This is a genomic window from Actinosynnema sp. NPDC037264 (genome assembly GCF_055603705.1).
This window is the reverse complement of record NZ_JBVJVK010000004.1, coordinates 147,660-162,758: the sequence shown is the minus strand read 5'-3', so window position 1 is coordinate 162,758 and position 15,099 is coordinate 147,660. Positions and strand designations below refer to the sequence as shown.

General features: G+C 74.1%; 14 protein-coding genes. 6 read left to right on the top strand and 8 right to left on the bottom strand.

Annotated features, from left to right (window positions below; all coding sequences use genetic code 11):
- Nucleotides 1-8 precede the first annotated feature (8 nt).
- On the top strand, nt 9-698 hold the full coding sequence (locus ACZ7GX_RS07050) for a YqeB family protein (RefSeq protein ID WP_498773758.1): 690 nt from the start codon (nt 9-11) through the stop codon (nt 696-698).
- Nucleotides 699-835: 137 nt separating this feature from the next.
- Nucleotides 836-988, top strand: coding sequence for a hypothetical protein (locus ACZ7GX_RS07045; RefSeq protein ID WP_498773756.1), 153 nt, complete (start codon nt 836-838; stop codon nt 986-988).
- 131 nt (nt 989-1,119) lie between these two features.
- Here ACZ7GX_RS07045 and ACZ7GX_RS07040 read toward each other — a convergent pair whose 3' ends face one another.
- The 6 genes from ACZ7GX_RS07040 to ACZ7GX_RS07015 form a co-directional block, all read right to left on the bottom strand.
- The gene (locus tag ACZ7GX_RS07040) at nt 1,120-1,674 is read right to left on the bottom strand and encodes a regulatory protein RecX (RefSeq protein ID WP_498774087.1); all 555 of its coding nucleotides are present in this window, start codon (nt 1,672-1,674) and stop codon (nt 1,120-1,122) included.
- 36 nt (nt 1,675-1,710) lie between these two features.
- The gene (recA, locus tag ACZ7GX_RS07035) at nt 1,711-2,754 is read right to left on the bottom strand and encodes a recombinase RecA (RefSeq protein WP_498773754.1); all 1,044 of its coding nucleotides are present in this window, start codon (nt 2,752-2,754) and stop codon (nt 1,711-1,713) included.
- A gap of 172 nt (nt 2,755-2,926) precedes the next feature.
- A complete protein-coding gene (locus ACZ7GX_RS07030) occupies nt 2,927-3,121 on the bottom strand; it encodes a DUF3046 domain-containing protein (RefSeq protein WP_498773752.1) in 195 nt (64 codons plus the stop codon).
- 61 nt (nt 3,122-3,182) lie between these two features.
- Nucleotides 3,183-3,938 carry a glucose 1-dehydrogenase gene (locus tag ACZ7GX_RS07025; RefSeq protein WP_498773750.1) on the bottom strand — a complete coding sequence of 252 codons (756 nt, stop codon included), beginning with the start codon at nt 3,936-3,938 and terminating at the stop codon, nt 3,183-3,185.
- A gap of 81 nt (nt 3,939-4,019) precedes the next feature.
- Nucleotides 4,020-4,871: a helix-turn-helix transcriptional regulator gene (locus ACZ7GX_RS07020; RefSeq protein WP_498773748.1), complete on the bottom strand. Its 852-nt coding sequence runs from the start codon at nt 4,869-4,871 to the stop codon at nt 4,020-4,022.
- A 24-nt stretch (nt 4,872-4,895) separates the two neighbouring features.
- A complete protein-coding gene (locus ACZ7GX_RS07015; RefSeq protein WP_498773746.1) occupies nt 4,896-5,357 on the bottom strand; it encodes a cupin domain-containing protein in 462 nt (153 codons plus the stop codon).
- A gap of 71 nt (nt 5,358-5,428) precedes the next feature.
- Here ACZ7GX_RS07015 and ACZ7GX_RS07010 point away from each other — a divergent pair, with 71 nt between their 5' ends.
- On the top strand, nt 5,429-6,268 hold the full coding sequence (locus ACZ7GX_RS07010; RefSeq protein ID WP_498773744.1) for a LysR family transcriptional regulator: 840 nt from the start codon (nt 5,429-5,431) through the stop codon (nt 6,266-6,268).
- 9 nt (nt 6,269-6,277) lie between these two features.
- Nucleotides 6,278-6,403, top strand: a complete 126-nt coding sequence (locus ACZ7GX_RS07005; protein ID WP_498773742.1) for a hypothetical protein — start codon at nt 6,278-6,280, stop codon at nt 6,401-6,403.
- Here the strand turns inward: ACZ7GX_RS07005 and ACZ7GX_RS07000 are convergent, their stop codons facing one another.
- Together ACZ7GX_RS07000 and ACZ7GX_RS06995 are read right to left on the bottom strand one after the other, a co-directional pair.
- On the bottom strand, nt 6,404-7,615 hold the full coding sequence (locus ACZ7GX_RS07000) for an MFS transporter (RefSeq protein WP_498773740.1): 1,212 nt from the start codon (nt 7,613-7,615) through the stop codon (nt 6,404-6,406).
- Between the two features lie 51 nt (nt 7,616-7,666).
- A complete protein-coding gene (locus ACZ7GX_RS06995) occupies nt 7,667-9,598 on the bottom strand; it encodes an Hsp70 family protein (protein WP_498773738.1) in 1,932 nt (643 codons plus the stop codon).
- Nucleotides 9,599-9,673: 75 nt separating this feature from the next.
- Between ACZ7GX_RS06995 and ACZ7GX_RS06990 the strand changes: the two genes are divergently transcribed.
- On the top strand, nt 9,674-14,218 hold the full coding sequence (locus tag ACZ7GX_RS06990; protein ID WP_498773736.1) for an ATP-dependent helicase: 4,545 nt from the start codon (nt 9,674-9,676) through the stop codon (nt 14,216-14,218).
- Nucleotides 14,215-15,096: a PHP domain-containing protein gene (locus ACZ7GX_RS06985; RefSeq protein ID WP_498773734.1), complete on the top strand. Its 882-nt coding sequence runs from the start codon at nt 14,215-14,217 to the stop codon at nt 15,094-15,096. Before ACZ7GX_RS06990 ends, ACZ7GX_RS06985 begins: the two co-directional genes overlap by 4 nt.
- The last annotated feature ends 3 nt before the right edge of the window (nt 15,097-15,099 follow it).

The window sequence follows — 15,099 nt, the reverse complement described above, 5'->3', positions numbered from 1 at the left end:
AGTGGGGGATGGACGCGCGACGAACCACGGTGGTCGCCGAGCCGCGCGGGCAGGTGGCGCTGGTGTCGGTCGGGTTCCCGGTGCTGGGCGCGCTCGTGGTGTGGGGCTTGAAGTCGATCGCCGGGTGGGTGGCCGACCTGTCGTGGGCCCCGATGCAGGGACCGTTCCGGTTGGTGGCGTCCGTGCCGGAGCCGTGGGCGACGATCGGCTCGGTGGCCGTCGGCGCGTTGCTCGGGCTGGTGGTGGCCGGGATCGCGGCGCACGAGCGGCTGGTGGTCGAGGTGTTCAACGAGGGCGTCGAACTGCTCAGGGGCGGCCGGCACCGCAGCTTCGACCGGACGCTGGTGTCCGGGGTGTTCCTGGACGGCAAGAAGCTCGTGCTGCTCGGCGTGGACACCGGCGAGTTGGCCCGGGAGAGCCACGACCTGAAGCCGGAGGTGCTGGCCGAGGCCTTCCAGACCCACGGCTACCAGTGGTTGGACGGCGACCCGTACCGGGAGGACTACCGGCGGTGGGTCGACGGCACGCCGGACCTGCCGCCCGGGGCGAACGCGCTGCTGAAGGTGCGGGCCGAGGCGTTGCGCAAGGAGGACAAGGAGGACGCCGCCGAGTTGCGGGAGGAGTTGAGCCGGCTCGGCGTCGTCGTGCGCGAGGAGAAGAAGCGCCAGTACTGGCGTCTCACCCGAACGCTGCCGTGAGTGCGCATACGCTCACGGAGTGATCACCGGCGGGGGCGGGAACGCCAGGCAGGCGGAGACCGACGGCGCGGGTGGGCGGTTGTGGCTCAGGGGGCAGCGCGGTGCTGTGCCGGCTGTGCGCTCTGATCCCACTCGCGGTGTGGTACCTCGAAGACCTCGACTGGCCGTGGTGGGCGCTGGTCGGCGTGGTAGTCGGGCTGGAGGTGGTCCACCAAGAGGAAGGGCCCGACACCTCGGTGCTGGGCCTGCGCATCAGCGGTGACGACGTGCCGCCGTTCGACGCGACCTAACCGGCCGGACCACCGGGTGGGCGCCGGCTTCGACGCGGTGGTCGACCCGCCCGACGACCTGTTCGCCCTCAAGCCGGGCCTCGGCCCGCGGTGACCGGTCGCCGCATCCGCTCCCGGCGGCGGTCCGCCCTTCAGTCCTGAGCCAGGTCGTCCAACGTCGTGGTGTCCTCGCCGGCCCGGCGCAGTTCCTCGCGGACCACGCGGTAGGCCAGGCCTTCCGCGTAGCCCTTGCGGGCCAGGGCGGCGACCAGGCGGCGGATCTTGGTGGTGTCGTCCAGGCCTGCCATGGTGCGCAGCTTCTTGCGCACCAGGTCGCGCGCCCGGTCTTCCTCGGCCTCGTCGTCCACCGCGGCGACGGCCTCGGCCGCCACCTCGTCCGCCACGCCCTTGCGCCGCAGTTCCACGGCCAGGGCACGGCGGGCCAGGCCCTGGTGCGCGTGCCGCGAGCGGACCCAGACCTCGGCGAACGCGGCGTCGTCGATCAGGCCCGCCCGGTCGAACTTGGCCAGCACCAGCTCGGCCGTCTGCTCGCTGATGCCCTTGCGCAGCAGGGCGTCCTTCAGCTCGACGCGGGTGCGGGCCCGGGCGGTGAGCAGCGCGTAGCAGATGTCCGTCGCCTTGCGCTGCTCCTTCGCCGGGTCGACCGGGCGCGGCTCGGTGTCCTCGGCCGAAGGGTCGCGGGACAGCCCGCGACCACGGCCACCTCGTCCCGCCACGCCGGCTTAGAACTCGACCGGCGCCGCGGCGGGCTCCTCGGCGTCGAGGGTGGCGCCGATGCCCAGCTTGTCCTTGATCCGCTTCTCGATCTCGTTGGCCACGTCCGGGTTGTCGCGCAGGAACTTCCGCGCGTTCTCCTTGCCCTGGCCCAGCTGGTCGCCCTCGTAGGTGTACCAGGCGCCCGACTTGCGCAGGATGCCCTGGTCGACGCCCATGTCGATGAGCGAGCCCTCACGGCTGATGCCCTGGCCGTAGAGGATGTCGAACTCGGCCTGCTTGAACGGCGGGGCCACCTTGTTCTTCACGATCTTGACCCTGGTGCGGTTGCCGACCGGCTCGCCGCCGTCCTTCAGGGTCTCGATGCGCCGCACGTCCAGCCGCACCGACGCGTAGAACTTCAGCGCCTTGCCACCGGTCGTGGTCTCGGGCGAGCCGAACATCACGCCGATCTTCTCGCGCAGCTGGTTGATGAAGATCGCGGTGGTGTTGGAGTTGCTGAGCGCGCCGGTGATCTTGCGCAGCGCCTGGCTCATCAGCCGGGCCTGCAGACCCACGTGGTTGTCGCCCATCTCGCCCTCGATCTCGGCGCGGGGCACCAGGGCCGCCACCGAGTCGATGACCAGGATGTCGAGCGCGCCGGAGCGGACGAGCATGTCCGCGATCTCCAGCGCCTGCTCGCCCGTGTCGGGCTGGGAGACCAGCAGCGCGTCGGTGTCGACGCCCAGCTTCTTCGCGTAGTCCGGGTCGAGCGCGTGCTCGGCGTCGATGAACGCCGCGATGCCGCCGGCGCGCTGGGCGTTGGCCACGGCGTGCAGCGCCACCGTCGTCTTACCCGAGGACTCGGGGCCGTAGATCTCGATCACGCGGCCGCGGGGCAGGCCGCCGATGCCGAGCGCGACGTCGAGCGCGATCGCACCGGTGGGGATCACCTGGAGCGGGGCGCGGACCTCGTCGCCGAGCCGCATGACCGAGCCCTTGCCGTACTGCTTGTCGATCTGGGCCAGGGCCAGTTCGAGGGCCTTGTCCCGGTCGGGTGCCTGGGGTGCCATCTGGAAGTCCACCTCGGAGTGTCTTGGGTTCGCGGTGCGATGTCGGGGCCGACGTTACGGGTGGGGTCCGACATTTTCCGGTGGGGACCAGGTCACCCGCGGGGTGGTGTCACCCGGTCGTGTCGGGGAGTGTAGCCGAACAGGTGTTCGACCACCGGGTCGACACGCCGGGTCACCGCCGCTGTTCCGGCACGTCGAAGGCGTCGCAGACGGCCAGCCAGATCTCCTTGGCCTCGAGACCCGCCTCCAACGCCTGGTCGGGAGTCCGACCGCCGAGGGCGGACAGCACGTGGTCCCGGGCCACCATCTCCGCCCTGACCTGGCCGAACTCCCTGGCCATCAGCTTGCGGAACATCGTGATGCGCATCGGGTCCAGCCTAACGCGCGGCCGTCCGGACCGGACCGCCGACGTCGGCGAACGCGCCCGGTCAGCCCAGGGCCGCGGCGACCAGGCCACCGTCGACGACCAGGTCCTGCCCGTTGACGTAGGACGCCTCACCGGAGGCGAGGAACGCGACCGCGGCGGCGACGTCCTCGGCGGTGCCGAGCCGACCGGCGGCCACCGCGGCGACGACGGCGGCTCCCGCCTCGGCGGAGACGTTGTCGTGGAACATCGGGGTCTCGATGTAGCCGGGGCTGACCGAGTTCACCCGCACTCCCCTGGGCGCCAGTTCGGCCGCGAGGGTGTGCGCCAGGTTGTGCACGGCCGCTTTGGTCGCCGCGTAGAGGGACGCGCCGGGCAGGCCGCGGTGCAGCGTCCACGACGCGTTGATCACGATCGCGGCGTGGTCGGCCAGCAGCGGGAGGGTCTTCTGGATGGTGAAGAACACGCCTTTGAAGTTGATGCCCACGAGGCGGTCGAACTCGGCCTCGGTGACGTCGCCGCTCGGCTGGAACGAGGCGACGCCCGCGTTCGCGAAGACCACGTCCAGCCGGCCGTGCCGGTCCCTGATCGCGGCCGTCAGCGCGTCGAGGTCGGTGAGGCTCGCCACGTCGCCGCGCACCGCGAGGACGTCGCCTGCCAACTCGTCGACCACGGCGTCCAGCCGGGCCTGGTCGCGCCCGGTGACGACCACCCGCGCGCCCTCGGCGAGCAGCCTCCGCGCGGCGGCCAGCCCCATGCCGCTCGTGCCGCCGGTGATGAGCGCGACCTTGTCCTTGAACCGGGAAGTGCTGTGCGTCATGGGATCCAGCGTGCCGACCGGCGCCGCGGGCAGGCAGTGCGCGCTCAACCCGGGAGTGCCACCACCACCCTCGCGCGCCGGTCAGGCCGAGACGGCCGCCCCGCGCGCCAAGCGTTCGAGCTGCTCCGCGGTCGCCGTGCCGGGCCGCGGGTTGCACAGCTCCAGGTACCGGTCCGAGCCGTCGGCCACGGCCAGGGTCGTCACGTCGAAGACCAGGTCGCCCGCCTCCGGGTGGCGGACCGCCTTCACCGCCTGCACCTGGGCGCCCACCTCGTGGCGCGCCCACAGCTCGGCGAACTCGGTGCTCACCGCGCCGAGCGCGTCGACCACCCGGTCGAACCCCGGGTCGCCGGGCGCGTGCGCCGCATCGGCGCGGAAGGCGGCGACGACGACCGGTGCGACCGACGCCCAGTGGACGTGCATGTCGCGGTAGCGGGCGTTGGTGAAGAACGTGACCAGGCAGTTGTGGTCGGTGTCGTCGTAGCCGAACACGGTCCGGGTCGCGTCGTTGATCGCGAGCAGGTTCCAGTACCGGTCCCGGAGGATCGCGGGCCGCGGCATCCACGCGTCGAGCAGGCGGCGCAGCTCCGGGCTGACCTCGTCACCTCGTGCGCCGCCGACCCGCGGCGGGTTGAGACCGGCCAGCAGGTACAGGTGGGCGCGTTCGAGGTCGGTCAGGCGCAACGCCCGGCTGATCGCGTCGAGCACCTCCGACGAGACCGTGATGTCGCGGCCCTGCTCCAGCCACGTGTACCAGGACACCCCGACCCCGGCCAGCGCGGCGACCTCCTCGCGCCGCAGTCCCGGCGTCCGGCGCCTGCCCACCGCCACGAGGCCGACGTCGGCGGGCGTGAGCCGGGCGCGGCAGGTCCGCAGGAAGTCGCGGAGCTGCTCGCGCCGACGCGGTCGGACCGCAAGGGATTCGCTGGTCATGTGCCACGGTAACAACGAGCCCGGTCAGCGCGCCGCCGTCCAGGCCGGGCTGTCGACGTAGTGGTTGTCGAACCGGTCCTGCGAGTCGCGGATCTCCTGAGGGCTCGCCTCGCCGCGCTGCACGCGGTCGAGCAGGCGGTAGTAGTCGAACCGGCCCACGCCCGGCGTGAAGACGTACAGGACGTCCGCGTCGGCGCCCTTGAGCGCACCGAACGCGTGCGGCACGCGTGGCGGCACGACGAGGAAGTCGCCGCGCTCCAGGGTCACCACGTCCTGGTCCAGCAGCACCTGGAGCGTGCCGTCGAGCACGAAGAACAGCTCCGAGGCGCGGGTGTGGAAGTGCGGCGGCGCGCCGTCGGCGCCGTCGCGGAAGGTGGACCGGTTGCTGGTCAGGCCGTCGAGGTCGGCGAGGAGGGTGACGACGGCGGCGGGGTCGGCGGCGAGCTTCTCGGCCTGGTCGGCGCGGACGAGCAGGGTGTTTTCCATGTGGTCGAGCCTCGTCGCCGGCAGGGCCCCGAACAACGACCACGATCGAATGGAACGATAACCTGGCGGTTATGGAACGACGTGACCTGGAGGTCTTCCTGGCGCTGGCGGAGGAGCTGCACTTCAGCCGCACCGCCGAGCGGCTGCACGTCTCCCAGGCGCGGGTCAGCCAGTCCGTCAAGCAGCTGGAACGCCGCATCGGCGCGCCGCTGTTCGAGCGGACCAGCCGACGGGTCGCGCTCACGCCCATCGGCCGCCGCCTGCGTGACGACCTGGCGCCGGCCTATCAGCAGATCGTGGACGGCATAGCGCGCGCTGTGGAGGCCGCACGCGGCACGTCCCTGCTGCGCGTCGGCTTCGAGGCGCCGGCCCTCGCCGATCTCGTCGCCGACGTCCTGAACACCTTCCGCGCCCGCCACCCCGACAGCGAGGTGCGCGTGCGGGAGGCGCCGTTCACCGATCCGTTCGCGCTGCTCAGGGCCGACGAGGTGGACGTGCTGGTGACGTTGTTCCCGGTCCGCGAGCCGGACCTGACGTGCGGGCCGGTGGTGCACGAAGAGCCCTTGGTGCTCGCCGTGTCCGACACCCACCCGTTCACGCGGCAGGAGGCCGTGACGCTGGAGGACCTGGCCCGCGACACGGTCTTCCGCGCCGCCTACTGGCGCGACACGACGCCCGCCGGCGCGCCGATCAAGCGAGGTCGGGACGTCACGACGTTCCAGGAACTGCTCACCGCGATCGCCGACGGCGAGGGCGTCTGCCCGCTGGGTGCGCACGCGGCCGGCTACTTCGCGCGCCCGAAGATCGCGTTCCTGCCGCTGGTGGGCGCACCGCGCCTGGCCTGGGGCATGGTCTGGCGCACGGCGGGCGAAACGGTCCGCGTGCGCGAGTTCGCGGCGGCGGCGCGCTAACCTCGACGTGTGCTGTTGTTGCAGGAAGACCCCACGGGCATGTCGTCGCCGATCGCCACGGTCGCGGTGATCGCCGGCCTGGTCGCGGCGATCGTGGTCGGCCTGCGCGCGCTCTGGTACAACCGCAAGCGCTGATCACCGCACCCGCTGCACGGACGCGAACAGGCACGTCACCAGCAGCGGCAGCGCGGTGAACCCGACCACCAGGCCGAGCGCGGCGTAGGACCACGCGGTCACCACGACGCCCGCCACGACGCCGCCGAGCGCGCCGCCGACGTTCATGCACAGGTCCGACAGGCCCTGCGCGGCCGGCCGGTCCGCCACCTCGACCGACTCGGTGAGCAGCGCCGATCCCGCCACCACGCCCGCCGACCAGCCGAACGCCAGCAGCGCCATCCCCGCGGCGAGCTGCGGCGCGCCGTGCGACGGCGCCATGCCCGCGATGCCGGACGCGGCGACCACGAGCGCCGCGCCGATCGCCAGCACCGGCACCCGGCCGAGCCGGTCGGCCATCCACCCGAACAGCGGGCTCGCCACGTACATGGCGGCGACGTGCAGGCTGACCACCACGCCCACGACGCGCAACGACGAGCCGCCGTGCTCCATGTGCACCGGGGTCATCGACATCATGCCCACCATCGCGGTGTGGCACAGCGCCAGGCCGCCCAGCGCGAGCTTCCCGGCCGGGGGCAGCGACCGCCACACCACCACCGACCGCCGGGCGCGGGGCGTGACGGCCGCCCTCGCCACCGTGAGCGGATCGGGCCGCAGGAACCGCAGGACGACGAGCGCGGCCAGGCCGAACAGCACCGCCGACAGCAGGTACGGCCCGGCGCCCACCGGCAACCCCAGCCGCACGGCCACCCGCCCCGCCGGGTCGGCCAGGTTCGGCCCGACCACCGCGCCCACCGTCGCCGCCCACACCACCAACGCCACCGAGCGCGCCCGGCGGTGCGGGTGGGCCAGGTCCGCGCCCGCGTACCGGGCGGCGAGGTTCGCGCCGGCCGCCGCGCCGAACAGCACGAGCGCGACCAGCAGCACCTGCCACGAGCCGAGCACGACCGCGCACGCCGCCACCGCCGCGCCCACCGCGCCCGCGCCGTAGCCGAGGGCCAGCGCCGGACGACGTCCGCTGCGGGCCGCCAACCGGGCCGCGGGCAGCGCGAACACCGCCGCGCCGAGCACCGCGGCCGTCTGCGCCATCCCGCCGACCGCGTCGGAGTCGGCGAGCACGGCCGCGACGAGCGTGCCGACCGCCATGCCGATGGCGACGCCGGCCGCACCGAGGACCTGGGTCACCGCCAGCACCCGCAGGACCCTGCGCTGCACGGCGTCGACCACGGTCACGATCTTGAGGGTGCCAGGGCGGAACGAGCCCTACCAGCCACCGTCCGGGTCTCAGGTGCCGGGTTGGACCGTTGCCTCGAAGAAGTCCGCGACCTGGTCGGCGGTCAGCTCCTCGCCGCCGCTCTTGGTCACGATGCCGAGCAGCGGCAGGTCGTCCGCGGTGAACACGAGCAGCCCCAGCCCGCCGTCCGCGGCGGCCCGGTACTTGCCGGTGAGGCCGTTGCCCGCCCACTGCGCCTCGACCATGTCGGTCTTGAGCGACCGCACGACGGCCTCCGCGCCGTGCTGCGCGCCGACGACCGTCTCGGTGAGCACGTACTGGACCGAGTAGTCGTCCTTCACCGCGCAGCTGACCACGCTGCCCTTGATGCCGTCGACGCCGCCGACGCCGGGCGTGCCGCCCGCCTTGCACGTGCTGGTGTCCGGGATCGTGCCCGCGAGCAGGCGCAGGCACTCGGTGAAGCCCTTGTCGTCCTGCTGGGTGTCGTTCTTGCACTCCTGCGCGCTGGGCACGCTCACCCCGTTGAGCGCGAAGATCCCGCCGACCACGGCCAGCACGAGCACCACGGCCGCGCCCGCCGAGATGAGCACGGTCCGGTTGGGCTTCTTCCGCTCCGGCTTGGCCTGCGCGCGGGGTGCGACGGTCGGGAAGTTGAACTGCTGCGGCCCGGTCTGCGGGTAGACCTGGTACGCGCCGCTGGCGTTCGGGTTCACCTGGTAGGCGCCGCTGGCACTGGGGTTGACCTGGTACGCGCCGCTCGCGCTGGGGTTCACCTGGTAGGCGCCGCTGGCGCTCGGGTTCACCTGGTGCGCGCCGCTGACCGCCGGGTTCGGCTGCTGGAACGCGCCGGACGGCGGGGTCACCGGCTTGGTGACGACCGTGTCGGGCTCCGTCGGCCTGGCCGGCTCCTGGGACCGCGGCGTGACGCCGTTCTTGGGCACGTGGTGCGCGCCGAGGGCGACCGACGTCTCGGGCTGGTCCAGGCTCGTCGGCACGATCCGCACCTGCTCGGCGATCATGGTCGCCACCAGCGGGATCCGGCTGGCGCCGCCGACCAGGTAGATGCCCGCGAGCTGGTTGGGCGCCATGCCGGTGGAGCGGATCGTGGACTCCAGCAGCTCCACGCTGCGCATCATGCTCGGCCGGACCAGCGCCTCCAGGTCGGACCGGTTGACCAGCACGTCCTCGAACGGCTCCGGCATCGGCACCTCGGTGTGCGCGTGCCGCGACAGCGACTCCTTGGCCGCGCGCACGTCCTCCTGCAACGTGCGGCGGGCCCGGCGGTCGGCCGTCGACTCCGGGCGCAGCAGCCGCTGCCAGGCCGCCGGGTCGCGGTGCGAGACCTGCCTGCCGACGTGCTCGAGCAGCGCCTGGTCGACGTCGAGGCCGCCGAGGTCCGGCAGGCCGTCCTCGGCGAGCACGGTGAAGCCGCTCTGGGTGGCGCCGACGATGGCCACGTCGAACGTGCCCGCGCCGAGGTCGTAGACCGCGAGCGCCTGGCCGACGGCCAGCGAGGCGTAGTGGGAGGCGGCGGCGACCGGCTCGGGCACCAGCACGATCTCGCCGGTCACGCCCGCGAGGCGGGCCGCGGACAGCAGCACGTTGCGGCGCGTCGGGCCCCATTGCGCGGGGTGGGTGAGGCGGACCTCGTCCAGCGGCTCGCCGCCCAGCTGGCGGGTGGTCTCGTCGAGCACGCGGCGCAGCACGGCGGCCAGCGCGTCGGTCACCGGCACCACGTTGTCGCCCAGCAGCAGCACGCCGTCGTCCACCCGGCGCTTGGGGTTGGGCTCGAAGCGGGCGGGGTCGAGGCGGGCGCGGCGCTCGGCGTCACGGCCGACGACCAGCGTGCCGTCCTCCTCGCAGTAGACGGCCGACGGCATGGTGGCCGAGCCGTCCACCTCCACGACCCTGGGCGGCCGTCCGTGCGCCGCGAGCACCGCGACGGTGTTGGAAGTGCCCAGGTCGACGGACAGGACGCGCACGGTGACCCCTTCGGTTCGAACGGGGTGATCGTGCCACAAACGAAAAATGTCGGACCCCTGGTTCACGATGTGGGGGTGGATGTTCTGGCCGCGTTCTCCCCCGCGACCCGGCAGTGGTTCGCCGGGGCCTTCGCCGCGCCCACGCCGGCGCAGGCGGGCGCGTGGGAGGCGGCGGCGGCCGGTGAGCACGCGCTGGTCATCGCGCCGACCGGGTCCGGCAAGACGTTGGCCGCGTTCCTCTGGGCGCTCGACCGGCTGGCGTCCACGCCGAAGCCCGCCGAGCCGAAGCGGCGGTGCCGGGTGTTGTACGTCTCGCCGCTGAAGGCGCTGGCGGTGGACGTGGAGCGCAACCTCAGGGCGCCGCTGGCGGGCATCCGGCAGGCCTCGCACCGGCTGTCGCTGCCCGAACCGGACGTCACGGTCGGCATGCGCACCGGCGACACACCGGCGGACGCGCGGCGCGCGTTCGCCCGGACACCGCCGGACGTGCTGGTCACCACGCCGGAGTCGTTGTTCCTGGTGCTCACGTCGGCCGCGCGGGAGTCGTTGCGCGGCGTCGAGACGGTGATCGTCGACGAGGTGCACGCGGTGGCCGGCACCAAGCGCGGCGCGCACCTCGCCCTGTCCCTCGAACGGCTGGACGCGCTGCTGGAGCGGCCCGCGCAGCGGATCGGGCTGTCCGCGACGGTCCGACCGGTCGAGGAGGTGGGCGCGTTCCTCGCGGGCGGGCGGCCGGTGCGGGTCGTGCAGCCGAGGACGGCCAAGACGATCGAGGTCCGGGTCGAGGTGCCGGTCGAGGACATGTCGGTGCTCGGCGAGCCGACCGGCGAGGTGTCGGGCTCGGCGGCGGGCGCGGAGCAGCGGGCGTCGATCTGGCCGTCGGTGGAGCAGCGGGTCCTGGAGCTGGTGCGAGAGCATCGGTCGACCATCGTGTTCGCCAACTCGCGGCGGTTGGCCGAACGGCTCACCGCGCGGCTCAACGAGCTCGCCGAGGAGGCCTTCGAGCTGGAGCGGTTCCCCGCCGAGGCGCCCGCCCAGTCCGGCGTCACGACCCAGCGCTCGGCCGCGATCGCCCGCGCACACCACGGCTCCATGTCGCGCGAGCAGCGGGTGGTGGTCGAGGAGGAGCTGAAGTCGGGGCGGCTGCCGTGCGTGGTGGCCACCTCGTCGCTGGAGCTCGGCATCGACATGGGCGCGGTCGACCTGGTGGTTCAGGTGGAGGCGCCGCCCACGGTGGCGTCCGGGTTGCAGCGCGTCGGCCGGGCCGGGCACCAGGTGGGCGCGGTGTCACGCGGGGTGATGTTCCCGAAGTTCCGCGGCGACCTGGTGTCGTGCGCGGTGGTGGCGGAGCGGATGCGGGACGGCGCGATCGAGGCGGTGCGGTACCCGCGCAACCCGCTGGACGTGCTGGCCCAGCACGTCGTGGCCATGGTGGCGATGGAGACGTGGACGGTCGAGGCGCTGTCCGGGCTGGTGCGGCGGGCCGCGCCGTTCGCCGCGCTGCCGGAGTCGGCGTTGCAGGCGGTGCTGGACATGCTCGCGGGCCGTTATCCGAGCGAGGAGTTCGGCGAGCTGCGGCCCCGGATCACGTGGGACCGGATCACGGGCGAGCTGCGCGGCAGGCCGGGTTCGCAGCGGCTGGCGGTGACCTCGGGCGGCACGATCCCGGACCGGGGCCTGTTCGCGGTGATGACGCCGCCGTCCGAGCGCGGTCCCGGCTCGCGGGTCGGCGAGCTGGACGAGGAGATGGTCTACGAGTCGCGGGTGGGCGACACGTTCCTGCTGGGCACGTCGTCGTGGCGGGTCGAGGACATCACGCACGACCGGGTGATCGTGGTGCCCGCGCCGGGCCAGCCCGCGCGGATGCCGTTCTGGAAGGGCGACGCGCCGGGCCGCCCGCTGGAGCTGGGGCGGGCGCTGGGGAAGTTCCTGCGCGAGGTGTCCACGATGGAGGACGCGTCGGCGGCGGAGCGGACCGCGTCGGCCGGGCTGGACGCGTGGGCGACGTCGAACCTGCTGGCCTACCTGGGCGAGCAGCGCGAGGCGACCAGGCACGTGCCCAACGACCGGGTCGTGCTGGTGGAGCGGTTCCGCGACGAGCTGGGCGACTGGCGGCTGGTGGTGCACTCGCCGTTCGGGGCGCAGGTCAACGCGCCGTGGGCGCTGGCGATCGCGGCCCGGCTGCGGGAGCGGCGCGGCATCGAGGTGCAGGCGGCGCACTCCGACGACGGGATCGTGATCCGGCTGCCCGACGCGGTCGACCTGGACGGCGCGCAGGTCGTGGCGGGCGCGGACGACGTGCTGCTCGACCCGGAGGAGGTCGAGCAGGTCGTGGTGGCCGAGGTGGGCGGCTCGGCGCTGTTCGCGGCCCGGTTCCGGGAGTGCGCGGCGCGGTCGCTGCTGCTGCCCCGGCGCGACCCGCGCAAGCGCTCGCCGTTGTGGCAGCAGCGGCAGCGGGCGGCGCAGCTGCTGTCGGTGGCGGCGAAGTACGAGAGCTTCCCGGTCGTGCTGGAGGCGATGCGCGAGGTCCTGCAGGACGTGTACGACGTGCCCGGCCTGCGCGAGCTGATGACCGACATCCGGGCACGGCGGGTGCGCGTGGTCGAGGTGGAGACGCCGTCGCCGTCGCCGTTCGCGCGCAGCCTGCTGTTCGGGTACGTCGGGATGTTCCTGTACGAGGCGGACGCGCCGCTGGCCGAGCGGCGGGCGGCGGCGTTGTCGCTGGACTCGGCGCTGCTGGCGGAGCTGCTGGGCTCGGAGGCGATCCGGGAGCTGCTCGACCCGGAGGTCGTGGAGGAGGTCGAGCGCAACCTCCAGCGCCTCGCGCCGGACCGGCACGCGCGCGACGCGGAGGGCGCGGCGGACCTGCTGCGGTTCCTCGGCGACCTGTCCGAGGCGGAGGCGCTGGCACGGGGCGTGCGGCCGGAGTGGCTGGCGGACCTGGTGGCGCAGCGGCGGGCGATCCGGGTGCGCATCGCGGGCGAGGACCGGGTGATCGGCATCGAGGACGCGGGCCGGGTGCGCGACGCGCTCGGCGTGGCGCTGCCGGTGGGCGTGCCGGAGGTGTTCACCGAGCCGGTGGCCGACCCGCTGGGCGACCTGCTGGGGCGGTACGCGCGCACGCACGGGCCGTTCCCGGCGGTGGAGGCGGCGGAGCGGTTCGGGTTGGGCGTGGCCGTGGTGACCGGGGTGCTGGAGCGGATGGCGGCCACCGGGCGGCTGGTGCGCGGCGAGCTCCGGCCCGGCGGCACGCACACCGAGTACTGCGACGCCGAGGTGCTGCGGCGGTTGCGGCGTGCGTCGCTGGCCCGGCTGCGGGCCGAGGTGGAGCCGGTGGAGCCGGCCGCGCTGGGCCGGTTCCTGCCGGGCTGGCACGGGGTGGGTCGGCGGCTGCGGTCCGCGCCGACCGTGGACGACGTGTACTCGGTGGTCGAGCAGCTCGCGGGCGCGCCGCTGCCCGCGAGCGCGGTGGAGTCGCTGGTGCTGCCCTCGCGGCTGCCCGGCTACAGCCCCGCGCTGCTGGACGAGCTGACCGCGTCCGGCGAGGTGACGTGGACCGGGTGCGGCTCGCTGGCCGGCGGCGACGGCTGGATCGCGCTGGCGCCGACGGACGTGGCCGACCTGCTGCTGCCGGACCTGGTGCCGGAGGCGATGCCGGACTCGTCGCTGCACACCGCCGTGGTGGAGGCGTTGGGCGGCGGCGCGTTGTTCTTCCGGCAGGTGGTCGACCGGGTGTCGTTGCAGGGCCCGACGACGGACGGCGAGGTCGTCGGCGCGCTGTGGGACCTGGTGTGGGCGGGCGTGGTCACGAACGACACGTTGGCGCCGCTGCGGGCGCTGGTCGCGGGCGGCGGCACGGCGCACAAGCCCCGGCGGGCCGCGCCACGTGGCCGCTACGCGCGGATGCGGGCCGGCAGACCGGACCTGCCCAGCCGCACCGGGCCGCCGACGGTGGCGGGCCGGTGGTCGCTGGCCGTGGTGCCCGCGGTGGACGCGACGCGGCGGGCGCACGCGCGGGCCGAGGCGTTCCTGGAGCGGCACGGCGTGCTGACGCGTGGCGCGCTGGACACCGAGCGGGTGACCGGCGGGTTCAGCGGCGTGTACCGGGTGCTGCGCGCGATGGAGGAGTCCGGGCAGGTCGTGCGCGGGTACGTGGTCGAAGGGCTCGGCGCGGCGCAGTTCGCGGCCCGGGGCGCGGTGGACCGGCTGCGGGCGTCGTCGAGGTCGCCGGGCCAGGAGCACGTGGGCACGCCGGACGCCGTCGTGCTGGCGGCGGCCGACCCGGCGCAGCCCTACGGCGCGGCGCTGGCGTGGCCGGAGCCGTCGGGCGAGGGCAAGCACCGGCCGGGCCGCAAGTCCGGCGCGCTGGTCGTGCTGGTGGACGGGCTGGCCACGCTCTACGTGGAGCGGGGCGGCCGTTCGCTGCTGTCGTTCACCGAGGAGGAGGACCCGTTGCGCGCGGCGGCGCAAGCGCTGAGCCGAGCCGTGCGCGACGGCTGGCTGGGGCAGCTGGCCGTGCAGCGCGCGGACGGCGAGGTGGCGCTGGGGTCGCGGCTGGCGGTCATCCTCCAGGACGCGGGCTTCCGCGCCACGCCCAAGGGGCTGCGGCTGCGGGCGTGAAGGACCTGTCCGGACAACCCTCGCGCGGCGCGGCACGTCCCGCGCACATGGGGTTGCCACCGGACGGGCACGTGCACAGCGAGTGGTCGTGGGACACGCTGCTCGGGTCGATGGAGAGGTCGTGCGCGCGGGCGGTCGAGCTCGGGTTGCCCTCGGTCGCGTTCACCGAGCACGCGGACTTCACGTCGTGGACCGTGCCGGAGGAGTTCGTGCCGAGGCTGCCCGGGCACTTCACCACGCGCATCCGGCCGGACGGCGTCCTGGAACCGCCGGACCTCGACGTCGAGGGGTACCTGGCCTGCTTGGCGCGGTGCCGGGAGCGGTTCCCCGGGCTGCGGGTGGTGTCGGGGGTGGAGTTGAGCGAGCCGCACTGGTACCCGGACCGGGTGGCGGGGGTCATCGGCGGCGCCGGGTTCGAGCGCGTGCTCGGCTCGGTGCACGCGGTGCGGCACGACGGGGGCAACCAGGAGATCAGCGCCCTGTACGGCCGGCTGCCGGCGGACGAGGTGGTGCGGCGCTACCTGGCCGAGGCGCGGCGGCTCGCCGGCTCGTCCGCGCCGTTCGAGGTGCTGGCGCACGTCGACTACCCGATCCGCGACTGGCCGGGCGTGTTCGAGCCGCGCCGGTTCGAGGAGGAGTTCCGGGCGGTGCTGCGGGCGTTGGCGGGCAGCGGGCGGGTGTTGGAGGTCAACACCAAGGTCCCGCTGCACGCCGAGGTGGTGCGGTGGTGGCGCGAGGTCGGTGGTCGGGCGGTGAGCTTCGGCAGTGACGCCCACGAGCCCGCGCTGGTCGGGCACGGGTTCGCCGAAGCCGCGGCGGTGGTCGAGTCGTGCGGCTTCCGCCCGGGACGGACGCCGCACGACTTCTGGGTCCGCTGAGCC